The sequence below is a fragment of the Salinicola corii genome (assembly GCF_008298015.1).
GTDB classification, from domain to species: Bacteria; Pseudomonadota; Gammaproteobacteria; order Pseudomonadales; family Halomonadaceae; genus Salinicola; species Salinicola corii.
In genome coordinates this window covers 38,246-64,246 of sequence record NZ_VTPX01000012.1, presented here as the reverse complement: position 1 = coordinate 64,246, position 26,001 = coordinate 38,246, and the positions used below count along the sequence as shown (strand labels likewise).

22 protein-coding genes are annotated in these 26,001 nt (G+C 60.9%); 12 read left to right on the top strand and 10 right to left on the bottom strand.

The features are described 5' to 3' along the window. Nucleotides 1–79: 79 nt before the first annotated feature. Nucleotides 80–2,113 (bottom strand): methyl-accepting chemotaxis protein, encoded by a 2,034-nt coding sequence (locus tag F0A16_RS17630; protein ID WP_149436690.1) that lies wholly within the window; start codon nucleotides 2,111–2,113, stop codon nucleotides 80–82. A gap of 141 nt (nucleotides 2,114–2,254) precedes the next feature. On the opposite strand from F0A16_RS17630, the gene aat reads away from it, so the two are divergent. From aat to infA, 3 genes are all read left to right on the top strand, one after another. Beyond that, the gene (aat, locus tag F0A16_RS17625; protein WP_149436768.1) at nucleotides 2,255–2,947 is read left to right on the top strand and encodes a leucyl/phenylalanyl-tRNA--protein transferase; all 693 of its coding nucleotides are present in this window, start codon (nucleotides 2,255–2,257) and stop codon (nucleotides 2,945–2,947) included. Further along, the gene (locus tag F0A16_RS17620) at nucleotides 2,944–3,699 is read left to right on the top strand and encodes an arginyltransferase (RefSeq protein WP_239023876.1); all 756 of its coding nucleotides are present in this window, start codon (nucleotides 2,944–2,946) and stop codon (nucleotides 3,697–3,699) included. The genes aat and F0A16_RS17620 overlap by 4 nt, the downstream gene beginning before the upstream one ends. A 350-nt stretch (nucleotides 3,700–4,049) precedes the next feature. After that, on the top strand, nucleotides 4,050–4,268 hold the full coding sequence (gene infA / locus F0A16_RS17615; RefSeq protein WP_013332816.1) for a translation initiation factor IF-1: 219 nt from the start codon (nucleotides 4,050–4,052) through the stop codon (nucleotides 4,266–4,268). Nucleotides 4,269–4,433: 165 nt separating this feature from the next. Here the strand turns inward: infA and clpA are convergent, their stop codons facing one another. Together clpA and clpS are read right to left on the bottom strand one after the other, a co-directional pair. Then, the gene (gene clpA / locus F0A16_RS17610; protein WP_149436686.1) at nucleotides 4,434–6,698 is read right to left on the bottom strand and encodes an ATP-dependent Clp protease ATP-binding subunit ClpA; all 2,265 of its coding nucleotides are present in this window, start codon (nucleotides 6,696–6,698) and stop codon (nucleotides 4,434–4,436) included. Nucleotides 6,699–6,810: 112 nt separating this feature from the next. Further along, nucleotides 6,811–7,140, bottom strand: coding sequence for an ATP-dependent Clp protease adapter ClpS (clpS, locus tag F0A16_RS17605; protein ID WP_149436766.1), 330 nt, complete (start codon nucleotides 7,138–7,140; stop codon nucleotides 6,811–6,813). A gap of 279 nt (nucleotides 7,141–7,419) precedes the next feature. Here clpS and F0A16_RS17600 point away from each other — a divergent pair, with 279 nt between their 5' ends. The 8 genes from F0A16_RS17600 to F0A16_RS17565 all read left to right on the top strand — a co-directional run bounded on the left by F0A16_RS17600 (nucleotide 7,420) and on the right by F0A16_RS17565 (nucleotide 15,072). Then, a complete protein-coding gene (locus F0A16_RS17600; RefSeq protein ID WP_149436684.1) occupies nucleotides 7,420–8,022 on the top strand; it encodes a pseudouridine synthase in 603 nt (200 codons plus the stop codon). A 136-nt stretch (nucleotides 8,023–8,158) separates the two neighbouring features. Further along, a complete protein-coding gene (locus tag F0A16_RS17595; RefSeq protein ID WP_149436682.1) occupies nucleotides 8,159–8,608 on the top strand; it encodes an NUDIX domain-containing protein in 450 nt (149 codons plus the stop codon). Between the two features lie 206 nt (nucleotides 8,609–8,814). Next, nucleotides 8,815–10,014 (top strand): tRNA 2-thiouridine(34) synthase MnmA, encoded by a 1,200-nt coding sequence (gene mnmA, locus F0A16_RS17590; protein ID WP_149436680.1) that lies wholly within the window; start codon nucleotides 8,815–8,817, stop codon nucleotides 10,012–10,014. Then, nucleotides 10,011–10,655 (top strand): high frequency lysogenization protein HflD, encoded by a 645-nt coding sequence (gene hflD / locus F0A16_RS17585; RefSeq protein WP_149436678.1) that lies wholly within the window; start codon nucleotides 10,011–10,013, stop codon nucleotides 10,653–10,655. The genes mnmA and hflD overlap by 4 nt, the downstream gene beginning before the upstream one ends. A gap of 80 nt (nucleotides 10,656–10,735) precedes the next feature. Beyond that, nucleotides 10,736–12,100: an adenylosuccinate lyase gene (purB, locus tag F0A16_RS17580; protein WP_149436764.1), complete on the top strand. Its 1,365-nt coding sequence runs from the start codon at nucleotides 10,736–10,738 to the stop codon at nucleotides 12,098–12,100. Nucleotides 12,101–12,134: 34 nt separating this feature from the next. Further along, on the top strand, nucleotides 12,135–13,322 hold the full coding sequence (locus F0A16_RS17575; RefSeq protein ID WP_149436676.1) for a ribosomal protein uL16 3-hydroxylase: 1,188 nt from the start codon (nucleotides 12,135–12,137) through the stop codon (nucleotides 13,320–13,322). A gap of 144 nt (nucleotides 13,323–13,466) precedes the next feature. Next, complete coding sequence (locus F0A16_RS17570; protein WP_149436674.1) at nucleotides 13,467–13,934, top strand: outer membrane lipoprotein; 468 nt, start codon at nucleotides 13,467–13,469, stop codon at nucleotides 13,932–13,934. 151 nt (nucleotides 13,935–14,085) lie between these two features. Beyond that, the gene (locus tag F0A16_RS17565) at nucleotides 14,086–15,072 is read left to right on the top strand and encodes a lipid A deacylase LpxR family protein (protein WP_149436673.1); all 987 of its coding nucleotides are present in this window, start codon (nucleotides 14,086–14,088) and stop codon (nucleotides 15,070–15,072) included. Nucleotides 15,073–15,161: 89 nt separating this feature from the next. On the opposite strand, the gene F0A16_RS17560 is transcribed toward F0A16_RS17565, so the two are convergent. After that, a complete protein-coding gene (locus F0A16_RS17560) occupies nucleotides 15,162–15,449 on the bottom strand; it encodes a hypothetical protein (RefSeq protein ID WP_149436671.1) in 288 nt (95 codons plus the stop codon). A 202-nt stretch (nucleotides 15,450–15,651) separates the two neighbouring features. Between F0A16_RS17560 and slyD the strand changes: the two genes are divergently transcribed. Then, on the top strand, nucleotides 15,652–16,134 hold the full coding sequence (gene slyD, locus F0A16_RS17555; RefSeq protein WP_149436762.1) for a peptidylprolyl isomerase: 483 nt from the start codon (nucleotides 15,652–15,654) through the stop codon (nucleotides 16,132–16,134). Nucleotides 16,135–16,315: 181 nt separating this feature from the next. Here the strand turns inward: slyD and F0A16_RS17550 are convergent, their stop codons facing one another. From F0A16_RS17550 to F0A16_RS17525, 6 genes are all read right to left on the bottom strand, one after another. Further along, entirely contained in the window at nucleotides 16,316–16,927 is a 612-nt protein-coding gene (locus F0A16_RS17550) for a C40 family peptidase (protein WP_149436669.1), read from the bottom strand. A 263-nt stretch (nucleotides 16,928–17,190) separates the two neighbouring features. Then, nucleotides 17,191–19,647: a DUF1266 domain-containing protein gene (locus F0A16_RS17545; RefSeq protein WP_149436667.1), complete on the bottom strand. Its 2,457-nt coding sequence runs from the start codon at nucleotides 19,645–19,647 to the stop codon at nucleotides 17,191–17,193. A gap of 131 nt (nucleotides 19,648–19,778) precedes the next feature. After that, complete coding sequence (locus tag F0A16_RS17540; protein ID WP_149436666.1) at nucleotides 19,779–21,059, bottom strand: acyltransferase family protein; 1,281 nt, start codon at nucleotides 21,057–21,059, stop codon at nucleotides 19,779–19,781. A gap of 181 nt (nucleotides 21,060–21,240) precedes the next feature. Then, nucleotides 21,241–21,483, bottom strand: a complete 243-nt coding sequence (locus tag F0A16_RS17535) for a GlsB/YeaQ/YmgE family stress response membrane protein (protein WP_071233199.1) — start codon at nucleotides 21,481–21,483, stop codon at nucleotides 21,241–21,243. A gap of 158 nt (nucleotides 21,484–21,641) precedes the next feature. Continuing rightward, nucleotides 21,642–24,140, bottom strand: coding sequence for a glucans biosynthesis glucosyltransferase MdoH (mdoH, locus tag F0A16_RS17530; protein WP_149436665.1), 2,499 nt, complete (start codon nucleotides 24,138–24,140; stop codon nucleotides 21,642–21,644). Continuing rightward, nucleotides 24,133–25,716: a glucan biosynthesis protein G gene (locus F0A16_RS17525; RefSeq protein ID WP_239023875.1), complete on the bottom strand. Its 1,584-nt coding sequence runs from the start codon at nucleotides 25,714–25,716 to the stop codon at nucleotides 24,133–24,135. The genes mdoH and F0A16_RS17525 overlap by 8 nt, the downstream gene beginning before the upstream one ends. Between the last annotated feature and the right edge of the window lie 285 nt (nucleotides 25,717–26,001).

Below are 26,001 nucleotides of genomic sequence, written 5' to 3'. Positions count from 1 at the left end.
CGCCATCATACCGGGGCCCGCGCCGACATCACAGGGGGCGCGGATTGCGTACGACGTCGACCAATTCAGCGGCGCCGGGTCAAGCCGGCAACGGCTCCTCGGACGGCGCGTATCGCGTCAGACTGGCCGCAGGGGAAGAGAGAGCCGGTTCCTGCCGCTCGAATGCCGAGCCGTCACGCAGCCGGAACACCGAGACGGTCTCCGCCAGCCGCCGGCTCTGCCCGTTCAACTGCTGAGTCAAGGCGCTGGATTGACGAACCAGCGCCGCATTGCTCTGCGTGGTCTCGTCGATCTGCGAAATGGCCACATTGATCTGCTCGATACCGTGGGACTGCTCTTCGGACGCCAGACGAATCTCGGAGATCAGCGTGCTGATTCTCTCGACCTGCGACACGATCTCCGAAACCCGCTGTCCCGCCTCCGCGGCACGGAGATTACCGTTGTCGACCTCGTCGACGGTGTGCCCGATCAGCACCTTGATCTCCTGCGCCGAGGTCGAACAGCGCTCCGCCAGACCACGCACCTCCTGCGCGACCACGGCGAAGCCCCTGCCATGCTCGCCAGCCCTGGCGGCCTCGACGGACGCATTCAGCGCGAGCAGGTTGGTCTGAAAGGCGATGCCATCGATCACGCCGACCACCTCGGAGATCTGCTTTGCCATCCCGACGATGCGCTGCATGGCTTCCGACGTGGCTTCGACCGTGCCCAGGGCTTCCCCTGCGGCCAGCACGGTTCGCCGGGTCTGCTCGTCGCTCTCCTGCGCTCGCTGTGTGTTCTGGCGCACGGTCGCATTGATTTCTTCGGTGCTGGCAGCGGTCTGCTCGAGGCTCGCCGCCTGGGACTCGGTACGCGAGGAGAGTTCGGCATTGCCCGAGGCTAATTCTTGCGTATGGCTCTCGGTCTCCACGACCGCGTGACGCACCTGCCCCACGATGCGCTCTAGGCCATCGCCGATGCCGTTCATGGCTCCGACCAGTTGGCCGATCTCGTCGCGTCGACGCGTCTCGATTCGCTGCGACAGATCCCCTTCCGCCAGCGCCTGAGCCAGGCCGACGGCACGACTCATCGATTTCGTCACCAACCACTTCGCGATCCAGTAGAGCGTCAGGCTCAACACCGCCGCCAGCAGCATGGCGATCAGCAAGAAACGATCGCGCGCGGCGACGACGCCGGCTTCGATCTCGTCGACCGACACCGATCCGGCGATGATCCATTGCCATTCGGGGTAGCGGGCGTACAGCACCAACCGCTCGTCGCCATCGCCGGCGATATAGTTGATTTCGCCGGATGCCTGATCGAACAGCGGCACGAAGGCGTCGGCGGCTTCAAAGTGCAACAGGTTCTGTCCTTCGAAAGGGCCTCCCGCGATGACCTCGCCCTTGTGATCACCGGCGGCCGAAATCAACATTGTGTAACCGGCGTTGCCGATCCCCATCTCCCGGATGCGGTTCTGGACCTGGGCCATCTCGGCGCTGATATCGACACCCACGAACAGCGCGCCGACCACCTTGCCGTCGCCGTCCTGTATGGGTTGATATTTGGTGATGTAGGACGTGCCGAAGAGCTTGGCGAGTCCGATATAGGGCTGGTTTGCCATCAGCTTGGCGTAACTCTTGGATTCCCGGTTGAGCAACGTTCCCATTGCCCTCTTGCCGTTCTCGTCCTTGAGAGAGGTAGCGATGCGCACGAAATCGTCGCCGTCGCGCGCGAAGATCGTCGCTGGCGTACCGGTCTGCTCGCTAAAGCGATCGAGTTTCCACGTGTTGTCGTTGAGCACCTCGAGCCCATCCCTGAGCGTCGGCGTCTGGCGCCCGGAGACCTCGACACGCTGGCCCGTGCTCAGCGCGAACCGCCCCGAATACTGGTCCGAGAAGATATTCAGGAACCGATCCGCCTGTTGCTGGAGGCTGTAATCGAACAGTGACAGCATGGCGGAAACCGAGTCCTGCTGGGTTTTCAACTCGTGGGTCGTGGCCTCGCGCAGTTGCGATGTGCTTGCCTGGGCCATGGCGAAAGCCATCCCCATGAGCACGGCAACCTGCAATAAGGCGACGATGATGGCCAATTTGGTGCCGATACTGGCATGACGAAGACGCTGTCGGAGTGCTGCCATGATGCTTTCCGCAATTTGAGGAGTCGGGAATCTATCGGCGCAAGTCGGGAAATTCTTGATGCCACTTTCGGCAAAGACATACCAAGAATCATCGCTTCGGTGTTTGATATGCTGTGGACCGCTCTCCCATCAGGTCCCTGCATGCTGCCCTGGCTACCTCCTCACCTCGTCGCCTTTCCACCGGTTTCCCAAGCGCTGGATGAACCGGACGGTCTGCTGGCCGCGGGGGGCGGACTGACACCGGAGTGGCTGCTGAGCGCTTACCGCCAAGGCATCTTCCCGTGGTATTCAGAGGGTCAACCGATTCTCTGGTGGTCTCCCGATCCACGCATGGTGCTCTTCCCCGAAGAGATACGTATCCGCAGAAGTCTGGCCAAGCGGCTTCGCAATGGTGGCTTCGCGGTAACGTTCGATCATGCTTTCGAACGTGTCATCACCACCTGCGCCGAGACTCGCGCGGATGCGGAAGGGACCTGGATCGACGACGCCATGCGGCAGACCTACCTCGATCTCCACCACATGGGATACGCACACAGCGTCGAGGTCTGGCAAGCGGAAACACTGGTAGGCGGCCTCTACGGCCTGTCGATCGGCCGCGTCTTTTTCGGGGAGTCGATGTTCAGCCGCGTTCCCGACGCCTCGAAAGTCGCCTTGGTGCAGCTGGCACGGCGACTCCAGCATCACGATTTCACCTTGATCGACTGCCAGATGCACACGCCTCACCTGGCCAGCATGGGTGCCAGAGACATCGCCCGACACCGCTTCATCGGCTATCTTGAACAAAATGTCCATGCACCCAACCCGGCCGACCTATGGCCAACGGAGCCACCGTGAGCAGCGACAATGCGAACAACCCGCAGCGTCAGGCACGCGATCTTCGTTTCTTCCTGACGGTGCCCCACCCCTGTAGTTATCTGAAGGGAAGGGAGGCGACGACGCTGTTTCTCGATCCCGAGGAAACCGTGGCGCCCGAAGTCTATGACGCCCTCACCCTGCTGGGCTTCCGACGTAGTGGCAGCAATCTCTATCGTCCCCACTGCGAGGCTTGTAGTGCTTGCACCTCCGTCAGAATTCCGGTCGAGGACTTCGCGCCCAGCCGGACCCAGCGCAAACTGATCAATCGAAATCGGGATATAACCACGCAGCTGCGACCGACGGCATTCGACGAGCAGCACTATTCGCTGTACGCCCGCTACATTCGCGCCCGACACGCGGATGGCGACATGTTTCCCCCGAGCCGCGAGCAGTATCGGATGTTCCTGACCCAGGCACACCCCTTTGCCAATTTGCTGGAGTTTCGGCTGGGCGACCATCTGATGGCGGTGGCCGCTACCGACTGCCTGGGCCACGGGCTCTCCGCGATCTATACGTTTTTCGATCCCGACCCGATCTTCGAACGACGCTCGCTCGGCAGCTTCGCCATACTCAGCCAGATCGAGCTGGCGCGTGAACGCCGACTACCCCATCTCTATCTCGGCTACTGGATACGCGCCTGCCAGAAGATGCAGTACAAGCAGGACTATCAACCGCTGGAGTACCTCAACGGGGGGCGCTGGCAACGCATGGTCCCCGCCAAGGCGCTGTGATGGCGACACGCAGACGTATCGCGCCGGGACCGTGAATTCACGGCACTCACGCGGCCATGCGGTGGGTGCCTGGAGTATTCGGTGGTGCTGGATCCGCTCACCAAGGCTCGGGCGTTAACTGGCCGGCCAGAGGCCGGGGCCCATTCGATTTGCAGCGGATTTTTGCCTTCCCTGGCGAGATAGCCCATAATATCGCGCACTTCAGAGGCCCAAGGGCGGGCTGGCTCGATGATGACGTGAACGGCACCCGTGCCTTTCGCGGTATTCCACGTCGATCGCCAACCGCGAGGCGCCGTGTCAGGCCCTCACACCAAGCCCCGTTCTCAACACGTTCAAGAGGGATCGCCTATATGGCACGAGAAGATCATATCGAAATGGAAGGCGTGGTGGTCGACACGCTTCCCAACACCATGTTCCGCGTCGAACTGGAGAACGGTCACGTCGTGACCGCCCACATCTCCGGCAAAATGCGCAAGAACTACATCCGTATCCTGACCGGCGACAAGGTCAAGGTTGAGTTGACCCCCTACGACCTTTCCAAAGGGCGTATCGTCTACCGCTCTCGCTAACTCGCGAGCCTATCTCGGCTCCGCCCTGTCCGAACGGCCTCCCGCCCTTACTAACAGTGCCTGACACTCCATCTCCGTCAGGCGGGCAACCAGAGAGATGATACGAATCCAAAAACGCCTCGCCATGTTGCCATGGCGAGGCGTTGTCGTCTTGCCGCGACCGATTCAGGCTATCTCGGCTTCGGTCTCGAGCTGCAACTCATCGTTGTCGACTCGAACGTGCACGATGCCGCCATTCTCGGCCAGGTCGCCGAACAGGATCATCTCGGCCAACGGCTTCTTGAGTTTTTCCTGAATGACTCGGGCCATCGGACGAGCCCCCATCTCCGGATCGTATCCCTTCTCGGCCAGCCAGACGCGAGCATCGTCATCGACATCGAGTTGTACACGCTTTTCGTCTAGCTGAGCCTGCAACTCGACCAGGAACTTGTCGACGACGTTGCGCACGATAGTTGGCTCGAGACCATGGAACTGGATGATCCCGTCCAGACGATTGCGGAACTCCGGCGTGAAGGTCCGACGAATCACTTCCATGCCGTCGGTCGAGTGATCCTGGGTCTGGAAGCCGATCGAACGACGAGAGATCTGCTCGGCACCGGCGTTGGACGTCATGATCACGATCACATGCCGGAAATCCGCCTCACGGCCGTTGTTGTCGGTCAAACGGCCATGGTCCATGACCTGCAACAGCAGATTGAAGACTTCCGGATGCGCCTTCTCGATCTCATCGAGCAGCAACACGCAATGAGGCTGCTTGGTGATCGCTTCGGTCAGCAGGCCGCCCTGATCGTAGCCGACGTAGCCCGGAGGCGCCCCGATGAGGCGCGACACCGTGTGACGCTCCATGTACTCCGACATGTCGAAACGCACCAGCTCGATCCCCATCAGATGCGACAACTGTCGTGCGACTTCGGTCTTGCCGACACCGGTCGGGCCGGCAAACAGGAAGCTACCCACTGGCTTGTCCGGCGACTTGAGTCCGGCACGAGACAGCTTGATCGCCGCCGACAGACTGGTGATCGCCTCGTCCTGACCGAACACCAGCATCTTCAGATCGCGCTCCAGGTTGGAGAGCAGCTTGCGGTCCGAACTGGAAACGCTCTTCGGAGGGATTCGCGCAATGGAGGCCACCACGGCCTCGACCTGATCGACATCGATCGTGGCAATGCGGGCTTCCGGCGGAAGCAGCCGCTGATGCGCCCCCGCTTCGTCGATCACGTCGATCGCCTTGTCCGGGAGATGGCGATCGTTGATGTAGCGGTCCGCCAGCCGGGCGGCGCTCTCCAGTGCCGCGTCGGTGTACTTCAGTTGATGATGCTCTTCGAAGCGCCCGCGCAACCCCTTGAGGATGCGGATGGTGTCCTCGACGGTCGGCTCCGGCACATCGACCTTCTGGAAACGACGCGCCAGCGCCCTATCCTTCTCGAAGATGCCGCGGAACTCCTGGAACGTCGTCGAACCGATGCAGCGCAGTTCGCCAGAAGAAAGCAGCGGCTTGAGCAAATTCGAGGCATCCATCACGCCACCGGATGCGGCACCGGCTCCGATCACCGTGTGAATCTCGTCGATGAACAGGATCGAGTTGTCCTGCTTGCGCAGCTCGGCCAGCAGCCCCTTGAGGCGCTTCTCAAAATCGCCGCGATATTTGGTGCCGGCCAGCAATGCGCCCATGTCGAGAGAATAGACGACCGCATCCGCGATGACGTCGGGTACATCTTCCTCGACGATGCGCTTGGCCAGCCCTTCGGCGATGGCGGTCTTGCCAACGCCCGCTTCACCGACCAGTAGCGGATTGTTCTTGCGTCGCCGCGCCAGAATCTGCACCACGCGCTCGAGCTCGTGATCGCGACCGATCAGCGGATCGATCTTGCCCAATCGCGCTTGATCGTTGAGATTGGTGGCATAGCTGTTCAGCGGGCTCTGACCACCTTCGGTCGTCGCCTCCTCGCCATCCTCGGACTCCTGGGACGGCTGCTGCGCCTGGCCGTGCCCGGCGACCTTGGAGATGCCGTGGGCGATATAGTTGACCGCGTCCACCCTCGCGACGCTCTGCTGCTTGAGGAAGTATACCGCCTGACTCTCCTGCTCCGAGAAGATCGCGACCAGCACGTTGGCGCCGGTCACCTCGCTCTTGCCGGAGGATTGGACATGGAAGACGGCGCGCTGAAGGACACGCTGAAAGCCCAAAGTAGGCTGGGTCTCACGGTCTTCCTGATCTTCGGGAATCAGCGGTGTCGTGGAATTGATGAAGTCCTGCAGGTCGGCACGCAGCTTTTCCAGATTCGCGCCGCAGGCGTTGAGCACATCGGCTGCCGAGGCATTGTCGAGAAGTGCCAGCAGCAAGTGCTCCACGGTCATAAACTCGTGTCGCTTGGAGCGCGCCACGGTGAAAGCCGTGTTCAGGGTGAGTTCAAGTTCTTTACTCAACATGGCAGTCCCCTTTTAGCCACTGAGGGCATCGGTCGGCACTTTCACAATCGGGCACAAACAGCGGTTTCGCAAGTCTTCGAAGACAAAAGCGTTGACGATGTGTGTCCGCCATCTATTCTGCGGCATCCACGTCACACATGAGAGGATGCTCACACTCTTTCGCATACTCGTTGACGAGGTGACACTTGGTTTCCGCTACGTCACGGGTGAAGATGCCGCAGGTCGCTTTCCCTTGGGTGTGAACGGCCAGCATGATCTGGACCGCCTTCTCGCTATCCATGGCGAAGAACCGTTGCAGCACCTCGACGACGAACTCCATCGGCGTGTAGTCGTCGTTGTAAAGCACGACCTTGTACATGGGCGGCGGCGCCAGTTGCGGATCCGACACCTGTTCGGCAACATCGCCCTGCTCTTCGCGTTCAGGGTCGGGTGGACGCGCCATACCCGTGCGGGCCGGCTCCCCGGCGAGGCCAGGCGACACGCTATTCAAGATTTCTGACATAGTAAGGATGAATCCCTGGATGCATCGGCTCGGATACGTCAAGCCGGGACTCGGTAAGGTATTGGATACCGTTGAAGACCCGAAGTTCCTTGAAGATGCGGCCGATGGAGCCCGTATGCAAGCCTTCCCTGAAAATAGTCTCGATCAGCGACATCTGCCATGGCGGGACGCTCGAGCAGCGCACCTGGAGCTGCCCACGGCGACCGCAGAAGACCCGATATGAGCCGAATCTATCTGCTGCACAAGCCCTACAACGTTCTCTGCCAATTCACCGATGTTCATGGACGGCGCACGCTGGCCGATTATCTCGACGTGGCCAGAGTCTACCCTGCCGGTCGTCTCGATTACGACTCGGAGGGCCTGCTGCTGCTGACCGATGACGGCGCCCTGATCCATCGCATCAGCGATCCCCGTCACAAGCTACCCAAGCAGTACTGGGTCCAGGTAGAGGGCGAGCCGGATCAGAATGCGTTCAAGGCGCTTCGCGAGGGTGTTACGTTGAAGGACGGGCCGACTCGACCGGTCAAGATTAGAAGGCTCGCACAGCCGGAACCTCCACCCCGCGACCCACCCGTACGCTATCGATCATCGGTACCGACGACCTGGCTGGAGATCGAACTACGCGAAGGTCGCAACCGCCAGGTACGCAGAATGACAGCACACGTGGGCCATCCGACCCTACGCTTGATTCGTGTCGGGATCGGACCGTGGCGGCTCGACGGCCTACCCTCGGGCCACTGGCGCAGCGAAACGATGAACGTCCCCAGGCGTCTTCCTGAGCGCAATGACAACCGGCGCTCGACACCCTCCCGCAAGCGCTGAGTCGTCTTCCAATCTTCAAGCACCCGGAATGGCGTTTCCGATAGCGGACTTTCGAATTGGCGTAGACCGGGTATGATCGGCTGGGGTCCCGCGGCCGGGTGCCGAGGGCAGAGCATCGAGTCGGGAGAATGATGACATGAACCGTTGGACGCCTCGCGTGACCGTTGCGGTGGTGGTGGAACGAGCAGGTCGTTACCTGATGGTGGAAGAGGACCGCGGCGGCCCATTCAGTCTGTTCAATCAACCCGCGGGCCATCTGGAGCGGGGTGAGCGCCTGATTGCCGCCGCCGAGCGGGAGGTTCGTGAAGAGTCGGCCTGGCAGGTGGCCATTACCGACTATCTGGGCCTCTACGTTCACCAGGCTTCGGACGGCCTTATATTCCACAGCCATGCGTTTCTCAGCCTGCCGTTGGCACATCTGGGCAATGCGCTGGACAAGGGTATCATCGGCGCCCACTGGCTCACCTTCGACGAAATCGACGATCTCGACCGTAGCCACCAGCTGCGTAGCCCGGTCGTGATGCAGCGGCTGCGCGACGCACGCGACGGCCGACGCTATCCGCTTGATGTCATTCGCGAGCGCTGACCGGGAAGCGGATCTGCAGCCACCGTGTCGCGGCACCTCCGCCCCCGGGAAATTGCGTATGGGCTCGATGCGATCCCCCGTTTTCAGCTATAATCGCGGGCCGCTCATTCGAGTCGGGCCAATGACTCGGATCCTGCAAGCTCGTCAGGCATCGCAACTGGCGAGTCGGGTCTCACTGCCCACTCCCACCTGCCCCGGAAATCGCCATGACCACAGCCAGCGCAACCAGCGATACCGCGCACGCATTCAGCGAAGGCCCCCAGAAAGTCATCGTCGGCATGTCGGGCGGCGTCGACTCTTCCGTGACCGCCCTGCTGCTGCTCGAGCAGGGATACCACGTCGAGGGCCTGTTCATGAAGAACTGGGACGAGGACGACGGCACCGAATACTGCACGGCCATGGCGGACCTGGCAGATGCCGAGGCGGTCAGCAAGACCCTCGGGATCACACTACACACGGCCAACTTCGCCGCCGAGTATTGGGACAACGTCTTCGAGCACTTTCTCGCCGAGTATCAGGCCGGTCGCACGCCCAACCCGGATATCCTGTGCAACCGCGAGATCAAGTTCAAAGTCTTTCTCGACTACGCCGAGATGCTCGGCGCCAATCTGATCGCAACCGGCCACTACGTGAGAAGAGGAATCGACGGGAACGGTCGAGCCCAATTGCTCAAGGGGCTGGACGGCAACAAGGATCAGAGCTATTTCCTGCATGCAGTTCCCGGCGCCGCCATCGAAAGGACACTGTTTCCCGTCGGAGAGCTGGAGAAACCGCAGGTCCGGGCCTTGGCGGAGCGTCACGGTCTGGCGACGGCGAGCAAAAAGGACTCCACCGGGATCTGTTTCATCGGCGAGCGCCGGTTCAGTGACTTTCTCAAGCAGTACCTCCCCGCACAGCCCGGGCGGATCGAAACGCCCGAAGGCGACGTGATCGGCGAGCATACGGGCCTGATGTACTACACCCTGGGCCAACGGCGCGGCCTGGGCATCGGCGGGCTCAGGAACCACAGCGAGGATCCGTGGTTCGTCGCCGCCAAGGATCTCGAGCGCAACGTTCTCATCGTCGCTCAGGGCGAACACCCCTTGCTCTACAGCGATATCGTCTACTGCGAGCCGGCAGCCTGGGTCGCGGGAACGCCCCCGGAGACATCACGCCTGAGTGCCAAGACCCGTTATCGCCAGCGCGACGTTCCTTGCGAAGTGACGTTGCTGGCCGATGGCGCACTCGAGGTTCGGTTCGATGAACCTCAGCGGGCCGTCACCCCGGGCCAGTCGCTGGTGCTCTACGATGGTGAAGTCTGCTTGGGCGGCGCAGTCATTCGCGCCACCGAGACCATCGACGACGCGGCCGTTGCAGAACTCACCGGCAACTCCTCCGCCATGACAGGGAGCCAGCGCTCGGCATGAATCCGACTCCCATTCAATCGGCACCGCTAGACAGCAACGGCCGTCAGGCCCTGGCGCTGGCCGGCGTGTTCCAGGCTGCCACCGTCGTCGACCAACTGGCACGGACCGGGCAGTGCGACGAGCGAGCCTGGAACACGCTCGTTCGCGCCACGCTGGATACCGATCCGGCAAGCTTCGAGTCGATCTACGGTGGCCATCACAACAACCTGCGCCTGGGCATCGACACGCTGCTGGCGGTGATGTCCCGACAGCAGGCCCAGCCGGCGGTCATGCGTTACGGGTTTTCGATGGTCCTGCTGATGCAGAAGTTGCGCGACGACGATGCCATGATGAGCACGCTCGGCCAGCGCCTCGGTCGCGTTCAAGGGCAGGCCGAGCATTTCGGCGAGACTCACGAAAACGTCATCGCCAGCCTAGGAGAGCTTTATCAGGAAACACTCTCCACCTTTCGTTACCGGATCGTGGTGCAAGGAGAGCCCAGTTTGCTGCAGAGTCGAATGATGCCGGAACGCATACGCACGACCCTGCTCGCCGGCGTTCGCTTCGCGCTGCTCTGGCACCAGCAAGGGGGGCGCCGCTGGCGCCTGATCTTCCAGCGTGGCGCCATCAAGCGCACGCTGCGCGAACTCGACGCCCACTGACGTCGAGTCCACGAATTGAACCACACGAATCTCTTAATCGCGAGTTGCTTGCTCGCGCGATGTCTCGGGAACCCACGATGATTGAACTTTCCGCACTGACCGCCCTTTCACCTGTCGACGGCCGCTACGCAGCCAAGGCCGCCCCACTGCGCGAACATTTTAGCGAGTTCGGTCTGATCCGGGCGCGCGTTACCGTCGAGGTGCGCTGGTTGGAACGCCTGGCGGCCCATCCCGGCATCGTCGAAGTGCCGCCGCTCTCCGCCGAAGCGCAGGTCTTTCTGGACAAGCTGGTGAAGAAGTTTTCGGTGACCGATGCCGAGCGCATCAAGATCATCGAGCGCACCACCAACCACGACGTGAAAGCGGTCGAGTATTTCATCAAGGAGGCCATCGCCGATCAACCGGAGCTCCACGCGATCACGGAGTTCGTGCACTTTGCCTGCACCAGCGAGGACATCAATAATCTTTCCTACGCGTTGATGCTGCGTGACGGCCTCGATGCCCTGGTGCCGACGATGCAGGCGGTCCACGATGCGATCGCCCGGCTGGCCCACGAGCATGCCGAACAGCCGATGCTGTCACGGACTCACGGCCAGACCGCCAGCCCTACCACACTGGGCAAGGAGATGGCCAACGTAGCCTATCGCCTGAGGCGCCAGCTCAAGCAGATAGCGTCCGTCGAGCTGCTGGGCAAGATCAACGGTGCCGTCGGCAACTACAATGCACACTTGGCAACGTATCCGGAAGTGGATTGGGCCGAGAACGCCCGAGCCTTCGTCGAGTCCCTCGGACTCGCCTTCAATCCATACACCACCCAGATCGAACCGCATGACTACGTCGCCGAGCTGTTCGATGCCATCAGCCGCTTCAACACCATCCTGATCGATTTCGATCGCGATGTGTGGGGTTACATCTCTCTCGGCTACTTCAAGCAGCGAACCGTCGCAGGCGAGATCGGCTCTTCCACCATGCCGCACAAGGTCAACCCGATCGACTTCGAGAACTCCGAAGGCAATCTCGGGCTGGCCAACGCGTTGCTCGATCATCTGGCGCGCAAACTGCCCGTCTCCCGCTGGCAGCGCGACCTGACCGACTCTACCGTGCTGCGCAACCTCGGCGTCGGCATGGCCTACGGCCTGATCGCGTACGAAGCGGCGCTCAAGGGTATCGGCAAGCTGGAAGCCAACCCACAGCGTCTCGACGACGATCTCGATCAAAGCTGGGAGGTGTTGGCCGAGCCGATCCAGACCGTCATGCGCCGTTACGGGATCGAGAAGCCCTACGAGAAACTCAAGGAACTGACTCGCGGCAAGCGCATCGATCAGGCAGGCCTTGCCACCTTCATCGATACGCTGGCGCTGCCGGACGAAGTGAAGACCGAGCTCAAGGCCCTGTCCCCGGCAACTTACATCGGTAATGCCATCGATCAGGCCAAGTCGCTCTGAGCGCGCTATATACGTTTTCGTCCAGGAGATCGACATGACGTCAGCCAACAAGCCACGCACGCTGCTGGGCGGTCTCACCTCCGCCCAGTTTCTCAGCCAGCACTGGCAGAAATCGCCGCTGCTGATACGCGGTGCGTTTCCCGACTTCGTCTCGCCCCTGGAGCCGGACGATCTGGCGGGTCTCGCCTGTGAAGAGGGAGTCGAGGCCAGGCTGGTGGAGGAGCAGGGACCAGACAAGGCATGGCAGGTCAGCCACGGACCGTTCGACGAGAACACCTTCGCTCGCCTGCCCGCCAGCGGCTGGTCGCTGCTGGTGCAGGCGGTGGACCACTATGTGCCAGAGGTCGCCGAGCTGCTAGAGTCCTTCGATTTTCTGCCCAGTTGGCGGCTCGATGACATCATGGTCAGCTACGCGCCGCCTGGCGGCAGCGTGGGCGCGCACGTCGACCAGTACGACGTCTTTCTACTCCAGGCCAGCGGACGCCGGCGCTGGCAGCTGGGCGGCAGCCCCGGCGCGAGTGCCCGCTTGATCCCAGGGATCGACCTGCGCATCCTCGGAGACTTCACCGTGCAGGCCGATCAGGAGTGGGTGCTCGAGCCGGGCGACATGCTCTACCTCCCGCCGGGCGTCGCGCATCACGGTGTCAGCGAAGCCGAGGATTGCCTGACCTACTCGATCGGTTTCCGGGCCCCTTCCGCCGACGAGATCGTCACCTCCTTCGCCGACTATATCGGTGAACAGCTCGGCGACAGCCAGCGCTACGCCGATCCCGACCTGCAACCCCCGTTCGCCCCTGGCGAGCTGGACGAGCAGGCCGTGGCCCGCGTGCGCAGGCTGCTGCTGGACGTCATCGATCGACCTGATCAGATGGCGCAATGGTTCGGGCGTGCCATGACGCAGCCAAAATATCTGGACCAGTTGGCCCCGCCGGATTCACCCACCGCACCGGAGGCACTGCGCGCCTCGCTCGAGAGCGGCAGCGAACTGACGCGCAGCCTTGGCTCACGTTTCGCGTGGCACCGCATGGATGATGCCAACGCCACGCTGTTCGTCGACGGAGATGCCATCCGCTGCCCTCTCGAAGTGGCCCGGACACTGGCGTCAAATTCCCGTATAGACGCCAGTGCACTAGCCCATCCCGATAGCGCCCGCTTGCTGGCGGCACTCGTCGACAGCGGCAGCCTGAGCTTTTCTGAAGACGACCGGGATCGCCAGGACTGATGAGGCGGGAATCGCCAGCGGCTCCTACACTCAATCCGTGTCGGGTGCAGTGCCGACGGAATTCATTAGCACTGGACTAGTTTTAGAACACTGTTTTAATGTACTGGGCACGAAGCCATACCTGGATGTTAAGGAGAATCAATCATGAAACGACTCATCGCCCCTGCACTGATCATGAGCCTGCTGGCTCTGGCGGGATGTACCAATACCTCGACCTACTCGGGTGACGTCTATCGGGGAGATCAAGCGGGCACGGCACAGTCCGTAAGCTACGGAACCATCCAGTCGGTGCGACCGGTACAAATTCAGGGTGGCAATGGCGAGAGCATTCTGGGCAGCCTGGGCGGTGCGGTCATTGGCGGTTTGCTGGGCAATCAGGTCGGTGGCGGCTCCGGACGCACCCTCGCAACTGCAGCCGGCGCCATCGGCGGTACGGTGGCCGGCAGCAAGATTCAGCAGGCGACCGACCGCGTCGATGGCTACGAGTTGGAGATTCGCCAGGACAGCGGGCAGAATGTCGTGGTGGTCCAGAAGGCGGACCGCAACTGGCAAGTCGGCCAACGCGTCAAGCTGGTCGCCAGCGGGTCGAGCGTCAGCGTAGCCCCCTACTGATTGCACGACGACAGGTAGACGATACGCCAGCGGCGCCCCAGGGCGCCGCTTTCTGTTAGCGCGGGACTAGTTTTTATGTTCTCGACGTTTTACGTACGCTATTGTATGTCCCGCAGATCCAATAATTCGTTTTAAGGGAATAAGGCGGCACATGAAGGGACACATTTGGTTGCGAACCGGCCTGGCCATGGCTCTGACAGCCATTTCGAGTATCGCTTGGGCGGACGGCATCCTGACGCTGAAGTCGGAAAACGATCTCTTCGCCAGCGGTGATGACGGTCATTACACCAACGGCATCGAAGCCGACTGGTCTTTCAAGCCTGACCAGGATCACTGGACCCGCGATCTCGCCGACCTGATTCCGGGCTGGAGCGCCGCCTCACTGGATGGAGCCTCCTACCGCTTCGGGCAACAGATCTACACGCCGGAAGACATCGACGAGAGGCGCTTGATCGAGGACGATCGTCCCTACGCTGGCGTTCTCTACGCTGGACTCTCCCTGTTCGATGACAAGCAACTGACCGGGTGGCGCCGCACCAGTGGCCTCTATTTCGATGTCGGCCTTGTCGGTCCTGGCGCCGGCGGTCATACCGTACAGGAAAACTTTCACCATCTGATCGATAGCGACAAACCCGAGGGCTGGCACAATCAGTTGCACAACGAGCCCTTCGTCAACGTTGCCTACCAGACCTCCTGGTGGAAACAGGGCCGACTAGGGGGGCTGGAAGCCGAATATGGGCCGTCGGTCGGTCTGGCCGTCGGCAATCTCTATACCTATGGCGCAACCGGTCTCGGGTTGCGTTTGGGACAAGGGCTGGACAAGAGCTTCGGCGTACCGGCCGTGGCGCCTTCTCAAGGCAGCAGGATCTTTTTCGAAAAAGACAGCGGTTTCAACTGGTACGTGTTCGCCAATGTTGAAGGTCGGCTCATGGCCTACAACATGCTGCTCGACGGCAATACCTTCGAGGACAGCCACTCCGTTGACCGGCGACCCTGGGTAGGCGATGCCCAGCTCGGTCTCGCCGTATCCTGGGATCGCTGGCAGTTGACCTACAGTTCCGTCTGGCGCACCCACGAGTTCGAGTCTCAGGATAATGGCGATCAGTTCGGCTCGATCACCCTCTCCACCTGGCTCTAATTACCAGTCTCGAAATCAGAACGGGCGATACTGCTCTCCAGCACCGCCCGTTGCCGCACAAGAGCCGGTCAAGGCAACCGGCGATCCCGTCAATGCAAATTGGCTTTACGCATGACCCAGCAGCCAACACGCAGACCCACCCAAATTCCAATAGCCAGCAGAATCAAGGTCAAAAGCATGGACACAGGCTTGATGATGAACGTCGCTCCCAGTACCGCCAGCGCCGTCGACATGACCCAGCGATCCTGAGAGGGATCCCCTTGCAACTGGGTCGGCAACCGACGCTTGATCATCGCCCCGAGCGCGCCATTCCACGCCCTGAGCAGAAAAAAAAGAAAAACGGCGAAGGCAACGAGCCAAACGACAAAAACGGTCATGACGAACTTCTCCTCGGCCGCAGACTCACGGTAATTTATCGTGGGGTCAGGGTAACCACACCCATAGAGTGGCGCAACTACCGTAAAAGCCGGTCGCGGTAAGCGGGACTCGGTCGGGCCGACTTCCTGGTCATTGCGACCTGACAGGAAGGCTGTGGCGCGTTAGGATGTGACAGACATGCACAAACGCAAAGGTTTCGAGATGCAGATTGCCCAGAACTCCGTGGTCGCGTTCCACTACACACTGACCAACGATGCAGGTGAGGTCCTGGACAGTTCCGAAGGTCGCGATCCGCTGACCTATCTACACGGTGCGGGCAACATCATTCCGGGGCTCGAGAAAGAACTCGAAGGTCACGGTAGCGGTGACAAGCTTCAGGTCGCCGTCGCGCCGAGCGAAGGATATGGTGAAGTCCAGCCGGCACTGGTTCAGGAAGTCCCGCGGGATGCATTCCAAGGCGTCGACGACGTCGAGCCGGGCATGCAGTTTCAGGCACAGACCCAGGAGGGCCCGCTGATGGTCACCGTAACCAAGGTGGAAGGCGACACCGTAACGGTCGACGGCAACCATCCCCTGGCTGGCGAGAAGCTGAACTTCGATGTCGAGATCGCCGAGGTTCGCGAAGCGACCGAGGAAGAAGTATCCCATGGCCACGTCCATGGCGAAGGTGGTCACGAGCACTGATCATCGCGCCCAGCCGAGATGGAGTATTGGAGCACGTCTTCAGATAAAAAAGGGCAGCCGCGAGGCTGCCCTTTTTCATGCTTCACCGGCGAGTGGAGGAACCAAATTCTCGGATAAAACGGCGTCAATACGCATCCGAGACCGAACTCCCTATCGCGCAGCTAATGCTTGCGTCTTAGCCTTAACCTTCGTTGGCCAACATGACCCGTTGAGCCAGCTGTGTGCGTTCGACCGGTCGCCGCGCCTGCCAGTAGTATCGCTTCCAATAGACATTATCGAGACGAGATAACTTCACCCCCTGGGACGACGAGGCGTGAAGAAAGTAACCATCGCCCACGTAAACGCCGACATGATTATAGGGGCCAGGTGGCTGGAAGAAGACCAGGTCCCCTGCCTTGAGGTTGTTTTCGGCGACCCGATCGCCCTCCAGAACCTGCTCTTCGGTCGTCCGCGGTAGCTCGAGAGCGAAGGCCTCTCCGAACACGTTCTGCATCAACGCAGAACAGTCGATACCGCGACGCGTTGTTCCCCCGAGCACGTAAGGTGTCCCGACCCAACGCCTATGCTCGTCCAGCAGGGCCTTTCGAATCACCGCGGGAGAGACGCGCTGCGGCCGAAAGTCCCGGATCACCAGAGGTGCCGGCGGTGCGCTCTTGGGAATATCGACCGCAACGGTGCGAGTCTTGACCAGGGGGAGTGAATACTGAGCATTGACCTGTTGTTGTTTTACAGGGGCAGAGCAACCGGATATGACCATCGCCAGTGCCAGCCCCATGACTGTGCGTCTTAGCATTCAGCGCGACCTCGTTCGCCTGTGAGCCGTTACGGGCGCCGCCTTCTTATCGACAACTCACGGGGAGTCGCCCGGCGAAATGGAGTCGCTGTGGTGGTGACACATCTCGACGAGGTGTCACCGCCATAACGGCCTGTATTGGGCTCGAATCATCGATCAATCGAACAGAAAAAAGCCACGCCCTCTTTCCAGTGGACGTAGCGCAGCGAAGATCATATGTCATCGAAAACGCTTTGGCGAGTGTTCTCGGTTAATGAACAGCGTTAATGTAAACGGTGGGGTTCGCCGGGGAGGATGTCGACATGAAGAGATGTCCAGTGCGTCATGGGACTGCCCGGAAAATCGAGACTTGCCCACGCACCGGCCAACAGCGGCTCGGCTTCCAGCCATGCGCTGAGCGCTTCCCGGAAGCGCAGCAGAAAAGCCTCGCGTTCGGGGGTATCATCCATGAAGAACCCAAAGCCGCTATATAATCCCTCGGCATAATCCCGCCAACTGCTGTAATGGCGCTCCGCCAGGCGCATGGCGGCGTCTAGATAATGCGACAGGCGGTCCTCGTCGAGCCAGTCGAGCTGTCTGCCAGCCAGCGCCAGATCCACTAGTTGCGCGATATCCCAGGCCGTCATGTCCTGATCGTTGCAGCGACAGGCGTTGTCCCGCACGTGCTTCAGCCGCATCAAATGGACGCGGTCTTCTTCCACGCACTCTCCCGATTCGAGAATCGCGATTTCCGCTTCCAGACGAGTGCGATTCAGTGTGTAAGGCGCATAGTTGATCTGATAGTCCTGACGGTCTCCCGCCTCTGTCAAAAAATCCAGAAAATCGACCAGGCCCGAGCCCCCCTGCAGCGCATACTGGTGCTCTATCCACTCCCCCAGCGCCTCTCTGTCTTGCGGCGCCAACGGCTGCGGCGCCTGCCATAGCGCTTCATTGAGCGGCCCTGCCAGCGAGATCGCCGTGAACCGCGCCAGAGTCGGCCGTATACCCGGCTCGAGCCACGTCAGCGACCGCGACGGGGTCAGCCAGTGGAAGGGGGAGCCGGGATCGCACCGGTGCCAAGCGATGTCATCCGCCAAAGAGACTTCATCCGGCGTTTCATCCTCGCTCAGGACGGTTTCCCAGACTTGCCATGCCGACAGCATCCTTTCGGCGTCGCGATAGAAGCGACTCAGTACATCGCACAGCGACTGCGCCAGCGTCTCGATTTCGATGGGAGAATAGCGGCCACTGTCCGACGCCATCACCAGATAGAACGCGTACTTTTCCGCCATCGTGATCGTTGCCGCGTGATCCGCGCAAACGGGCAATCGCCGCGATGCTCCCGGCGATGACCGGCGGCCGGCGGCATGGCGGGAGTCGGCGGCTAGTTGGTTGAGATGATGCGCCTGAGCCGGTATCCAGAACCTAGCCAGTCCCGCAGCCCCCTCTTCCCGGCGCAGGCCCAGAACATCTTCGAGGTAGCGCTCCGCCTCCTGGACCCTTTCCGGTCCCAGCGGTTCGCTCAGGGACCGACGGTGGATCAAATCCGGGTCGCGGATCGAGGCGACGCTCAACACCCAACTGCCGGGGTCTCCCCGATGCTGTCGAGCGAACTCACGTGCCGACTCGCGCTGCGTCTCTTCAAGCATGTCGGCGAGGGGTAACGCCCATGGACTCGTATCGGCGGAGAGCAGGCCACTCCACTCCTTGTCGAAGACCGCCCGCAGATCCCGCCCCTCGAACAGGCTGCGCCCCCGTTGATACGCCCGAGCCGCTGCCTCCCAGTCCGCGTAGCGCTGTTGCAGGAGATCGATGCCATGACCCGCGAACCTCTCCGCCTCCTCCGTCGTGAGCCACCCGGCACAATGGCCAAGGTACGCCTGATCGACAAGCCGGAACCAGTCCCAAGCGGCCCAGTCCAGCGGTTCCGCATCGGCTACAAAACCCAGCAGCACCCGACCGTAATCGTGCTGATCGTTTAACCCCGAGAGCCACTCGAGCTGCGCCTCGGGGCGCTGACGTGCCATCCGGGCGGCATCCAGTTCCCACCCATATCGATGCCCCTGTCCCGCGAGCCAGAACAGCAACGATATGAGCTCTTCACGTCCACCCACGTCGTCCTGTTCGCGCAATAATGTCCGGTATTGTCGCTGCTCGTCGAGAGAGATATCGACCGGCCAGGCAAGCACCGGCGCAATGGCCGCCCTGGCCCGCCACAGGTCGTCCGGCCAGAGATCGACCAACCGGGACTGGAGAGAGTAGAGTCCGGTTGAATCCCGTGGCGCAGATGGGTAGGCGGATTTGAGACGATGACGAAGCGCAAGCCAAGAAACGCCCCGCTGCTGGCGCTCCCGAGCCAGAAGCTCGCGCCCGGCGGCATCCAGAGCCGGATCGTTCAGGGAAGCGAGCGATTGCAGCCAAGTCTTGAGCGTAGGGGCCTGCGCGACGATGCTCCGGGCCAACATGACAAGCCAGGCATCGGCACAGGAAGGTCGAACCCAATTTGCCGCACTCCCCAGCGCGAGCAACTCCAGTGCCGCCAACCAGGTGAACGATGGCGACTGTGTATCGGCGCCGCTCTCCCACAAGCGCCAGGCAAATTCGTCGCGCCCTTCGACCCCTAGCGACTGCAGGCGAACACGCGCCTGCTCGGCACCAAGCGCCAGTCGGGGATCGCTGACAAGGGGCCAGCCACACAGCGTCAGTTGCTGGGCCCACCACGGGACGAGAAGTTCGCTCAAGAGAAACCTCGTGCTACGAGAGACGGCTTGCGCTGACTGCGGAGTGGCTCGAGGCAGTGCGCTTGCGGCGGCATAGTATAACGGAAAGGTCGTCGCGCGCCGATGGCCAACGCGCGATCGAGCACCGAATGTCAGCTCATCTTCTCGGTACGAGCGAGCGGGGGCTTGCCCAGCAGATGACGTAGCAGGAATTTTCTGACCCGCACCACGAACTGCTCCTGGAAGAGCACACAGAACAGCACGGTCAGAATCAGGAAAAACGGGTAGAGCCACAGGTGCAACTCTCCCGCCGCCGTCAGGCACCCCCTGAAATCCGTCAGACACAAGCCAGGATCGCCGGAAAGCACGCGCTCGACGCGCGAAAAAACCGCATAGAGAGGCACATGCAGCGCGAACATCGGCAGCGATGCGCCTCCCAGCCTGGACGCCCAACGCATCAGTCGAGGGCTACGCGGTTCCCCCCAGTGCGCCGCCACGTAGATCAGTGCCAACTGGGCCGGCAGCAACAAGCCATTGTGCAGGGCGTAATACCACGCGTGCCCCAACCCCAACAGATAGACCGCGGCCACGACACTCGCCGCAACGGCCAGCAGCGTCAGGCAACACTGGCCAGAAGACATCAACCGACCTTGCGCCTTACGCTGCGCATAGAAGGCGCAGAGCAAAATTCCGGCGGCGAATTCGGGAAGGCGAATCAACGGATTGCGATGCAGAATGCCAGTTTCCGGCACGCCGTAGTCAGTCGTCAGGATCACATACAGCGGCGGAATCAGATAGATCACATTGACCAACAGTATGGCGCGACGGGGGTGCAGCACCCGACGCAACCGAGGCGCCAACCATGGGAATGTCAGATAGAAGAAGAACAGCGCCGAAATCGACCAGGACGGCGGATTGAAGGTCAGATACAGCGGGTTCCAGGCATGCAGCAGTGTCAAGTTGAGCAGCAGATTGATGCCGGTTTCCAGCGACCCCATGGTGTGATTGAGGCTTTTCCAGTCGAGCTGACCGATATCGTTATTGACGTCGTAGACTACGAATCTCAGCGAGATGTCGCTATCCCCTGGCGCGATTGCCAGATAGCCGACCAGCGCCGACACCGACATGGCGAGGATCAACGATCCGATATGAATAGGGTAGAGATTCGAAAAGCGTTTCAGCCAGAAGCTTTTGGGTGGCTCGCGCATCTGGCAGGACGAGTCGAGATAGACATGCGTCAGCAGAAAGCCGGATAGCACGAAGAAGGCACTGGTCGAGAAGAACCCGATATCGGTCACGTAGTGCGACCATTCGCGTATGGAAGGATAATTATGGAGCGTGTGGAAAATGACGATATAGAGGCCGAGCAGGAAACGCAGCCATTCGAGCCCGATGAAGCGTTCTTTGCGCGTGGCGGTCGATGAATCAAGCATCCGTTGCAGATCTCTGGCCGTCAAAAGGCGCTAGTGTACCTGATTCCATCCGGTAAACACGTCATCGGCTCATCGCGGTGGCGTCGCACCGATCCTTCCAACGAGACGGCCGCGCAGAAGCGCGGCCGCCCGTCATGGCAGTCGATCAGCGAGGCCGATCAATGCCATTGATTGGATCATGCTAGGCCTTCTTGACCTTGGCAACGATCCACAACAGGATGATCGCACCAATGGTCGCAACAACCAGTGATCCAATCAGCCCGTTCGACGATAGCCCCAGCAGGCTGAACAGGAAGCCACCGATCACGGCGCCGACGATGCCGACAACGATATTGCCCAGGATCCCGAAACCGCCGCCGCGCATGACTTTCCCGGCAATCCAGCCGGCGATGCCGCCAATGATCAGCCACAAGATAAAGCCCATAGTCTTACTCCTTGATTCCCTTCGGATGAATAACCGACAAGCAGTTCGATACCGCTTTATTCAAGCGTAGTCATCAATCGACGAATCTTCGATGCTTATCAAGCAAACGAGGCGACTTTCGTCCCGCATGGCGGCACCGACGCAAGGCACCTGCCATATCAACCGAACGCCGGCACCCGCAAAGAAGCTCTCGAGGGCAAGCCGTGCTCGTGCCAGCCCTGATGAGCATCGGCATCACCCCAGACTCTCCAGTGCAATTGGGACAGCATCACCGGATCATCCAGGAACGCCAGGCGCTCGAGGTTGTTCATCGAGGCCGGCCCCTGCTTGAGCGCCTGACTCACACGCTCGTGGCGTCGTCGCTTCAGCGGCTCGGCATGGGCATGCCGCGAGGTGCCGAGCGCGGTCGCCAGTGCATTCGACACCGGGTCCACCACTATTTGGATGAAATTCGGCGTCGGGGCGGCCGCGTTCATCCTGCCCAGATGACGCACCATCCTGCGCAGCACGCGTGGCGGATGGGTCTCCTCGGGAATCCGAAACAGTCGCGCGCGGAAACAGACGCTGCCGAGAGACACACGGCTGGACAGCGCGGATACCGGTATCGAGATCATCATCGCCCCCACGATGGGCGACAGCCACCACAGAAACGTTGGCTCCATGAAGTAGACACCCACCGCCCAGACGGCGCCAATGACGGTCTGGCTCCAGTGATTGCGAATCGCATCGCCCCAAGTAGTGTCGCTGTTTTCGCGTGACGGCGATCGCCACTGGATCGCCCATCCCATGATCGAGGTCAGCACGAAACGCGTGTGGAACAGCATGCGCACAGGAGCCAACGCCATCGAGAACAGCGACTCCAGAACCATGCTCGCCAATACCTTTAGGGGCCCGCCGAACTGGCGGCTTCCCTGAACCCACACCAGGATTACGCTCAACACCTTGGGCAGGAACAGCAGCGTCGCGGTAGCACCGAACAGTCCAACGGCCAGCGTCGGATTCCACTGAGGCCACACCGGAAACATCATTCCCGGTTCGGGGAAATAATTGGGCGTACTCAGCGTGTGAACGGCGAGCAAGGCCGTCGACAGTACCAGGAACAGACACCAGAGCGGTGCGGAGATGTAGGACATCAGCCCCGTCAGGAACACGGCGCGATGGACGGGATGAATACCTTTGGAGAGAAACAGCCTGAAATTCATCAGATTGCCATGACACCAGCGCCGATCCCGATTGAGCTCGTCGAGCAAATTCGGCGGCATCTCCTCGTAACTGCCATCCAGCTCGTAGGCGATCCAAACACCCCAGCCGGCACGTCGCATCAGTGCTGCTTCGACGAAGTCATGAGAAAGGATTTCCCCGGACATCGAGCCCTTACCAGGCAACGGTGCCAACATGCAATGGCGCATGAATGGCGCCATGCGGATGATGGCGTTGTGCCCCCAGTAGTGCGATTCACCGAGCTGCCAGAAGTGCAGCCCAGCGGTAAACAGAGGTCCGTAGACACGGGTCGCGAACTGCTGCATGCGAGCGTAGAGGTTCAATCGGCCGGAAGCCCGGGGCGCGGTCTGCACGATGCCGGCATCCGGATGCGCTTCCATCATCTGAACCAGGCGAGTCAGACAGGCACCACTCATCACGCTATCAGCGTCCAGTACCAGCATGTAGCGGTAGAGCGCTCCCCAGCGGCGACAAAAATCGTCGAGGTTGCCGCTCTTGCGTTTCACGCGGCGCTGGCGTCGACGGTAAAAGACTTGGCCGAACGCCTCCAGATCACGACACAACGCCAACCACGCATGAGTTTCCTGGATCGCGATATCGGGATCGAACGTATCGCTCAGGATGAACACGTCGAAGTGCTGACCATTACCGCTTTGGCGCAACGACTCGATGGTCGCTCGGACACCGGCGAAGACCCGCGGAACGTCCTCGTTACAGATGGGAACCAGCAGCGCGGTACGCGCATCCTCAGGGATCGGCTCATCACCAATTTCGGAGTCAATAGCATAGCGGTCGCGACCACGAAGCAGCTGGAAGAAGCCCATCAGCGCAGTCCAGAAACCCGCGGATACCCAGGCGAACAGGAGCACGAACAACGCCAGGATGGTAATCTCGAGCCACTGTTGGCCCTGCCCTGGCAAAACCGTCCGCATCTGGTTGGCAGCGATGAAGCTCTGGCCAAAAATCAGTACCAGCAGCACCCAGCGGCGCGCGCTCGCTATCATCTGCCAGCGCGGCGCTGGTTTACTCTCCCGATGCTTGCGCCGAAATCCCCGGCCTGCCCAGCTCTTGAAACGCTGCCCGAATCGCACGAAAGGATTGGTCGACCACCCTTCGGGAGCCAGCGGTGTCCGCTTCAGCGGCGGCGCCGTCTTCAGACGGATGATGCCGCGCTCATCGGTACTCAGGATCTCCGGCGGCGCCAGCGGCGGCTCGGCATAGGCCAAGGCCAGACGGCGGCCTACCGAGCTGGCAGCCGGATCGTCTTCGTCGACCTCGCCACCGCCCAACGCGGCGTGCAGCGACGCCATGTCGTGGGTATCCAGGTCGCTGGCGAGCAGCTTGCGCCGCTCGTCCCGATCCTGGGCTTCAAGCGCCAACCGCTCCAGGTAATGCTCGGCTGACACCATCTTCTTGGAGGGCGTCGCTTCAGCCATTGGCGGGCAACCGGTAATACCAGGTTTCGGAAACCCGCTTCTCGCCTTGATTCAGGTAGGCACGGATGTCCAGCGGCTTGCTGTTGTCACTGCGTTTGACCTTGACAAAGACTCGCCAGCCACCCGTGGCCGAGTTGCGTTCGCCATGGCTATCCACCAGTTCACCGTTGTCGCCGACACTCGCCTGCACGCTGACGTTTGCGTCGTCACCGAGTCCTGACAGCGAGGGACCATTGAAATCCAGCACGAACGCCAGGGAACCGTCGGCCTCTCTGACCAGATTGTCTTTGCGCACTTCGCCACGAGAGCGACGAGTCTGGTCGACCCAGGCCAATGCAGGGTCGACGTAGCGGCTCTCGTCCTTGGTCACGGTGAAACGATAGTCGTAATCCAGCGGCGTGCCCGGCTGCGGCGCGGTTTCCGGCAGCCACATCGAAACGATGTTGTCGTTGGTTTCGTTGGGTGTCGGGATCTGGATCAACTCGACCTTGCCGGCGCCCCACTCGTTCTGCGGCTCGATCCAGGCGCTCGGACGCAGGTCATAGCGACTGTCCAGATCCTGATAGCTGTCGAACTGGTGATCCCGCTGCATCAGACCATAGCCCCGGAGGCGCGGCGTGGCCTGCTCGTTGATCATCAGCTTCGCCGGATTGGCCAGGGGACGCCAGGTCCAGCCGTTCTGAGAGTCGCTGATCAGCAACCCGTTGGAGTCGTGGATGGCGGGCCGATAGTTCAGCGTCGATGATGGCTGCTCAGGCCCGTAGAGATACATACTGGTCAGCGGTGCCACGCCCAGTTTCTCCACCGGACGACGCAGGAAGATGCGCGACTTGACGTCGACGACGGTGTCAGCCCCCGGGCGCAGTACGAAGCGATAGGCCCCGGTCAGGCTGGGAGAATCGAGCAGCGCGAAGATCGTCAGGTACTGACTGGTCTTGCTCGGCTTGACGATCCAGAACTCCTTGAAACGAGGAAACTCTTCGCCGGAAGGGAGCCCGGTATCGACCGCGAGCCCCCGGCCGGAGACACCGTAGACCTGGTTCTTGCCGACGACACGGAAGTAGCTGGCGCCGAGAAACACCATCGTCTCGTCTTTACGGTCAGCCTGGTTGAGCGCGTAATTGACCTTGAACCCCGCGATGCCGAGATCGTCATCGTTCTTGACGCTATCCGGAATATCCAGATTCCCGAAGGTGAAGTCATCGGGATTGTAGGCGAAATCGTGTACACCCTGATCATCGACGCTGTGGAGCTGTATGGCGCTGTTGTAATGCATTCCTTCATGGAAAAAGCTCAGGGTGAAGGGCACCCCGTCTCCACTCCAGACATCGCGATCGCGCTTGTACTGGATCTGCTCGTACTGACCATAATCCAGATTGCTCAGCGTTTCCGGCAGGTTTTGTTCAGGTTCACTGTAACCCTGCTGTGAAAGGTCCTCGGCTTTCTTCGCGACATCATCGAAACCAAAAGCCAACACATTTTGGGCGATACCGCTGAGTAGCAACCCCGTCAGGGCTACCACCGGAAGAAGCGCCTTGCGTTTTTCAAGGTTATTCCGCCGGATCGATGCACTCACACTCATACTCCTGTCATAACTATCTTGGCCGATATCAACGAGCTCGAGGCGTTCAAGGCCGTGCATACCGATACTATAAAAAACGGTCAGCCATGCCGAGCCGATAAAGCCGCGCCACCAGGAATGCCGGCAGCGGACGCAACTCACGATGAAGGACGACGAGATAGCGAAGCCTCCTTGCTTCGTACCACCGCAGTCTAGCATACGCTACACTGCGGGTACGGGAAGACCTCGTTGTCGACCCACGACTGCCTGACTGAATAGCGCACCCGGTTCACCGACGGA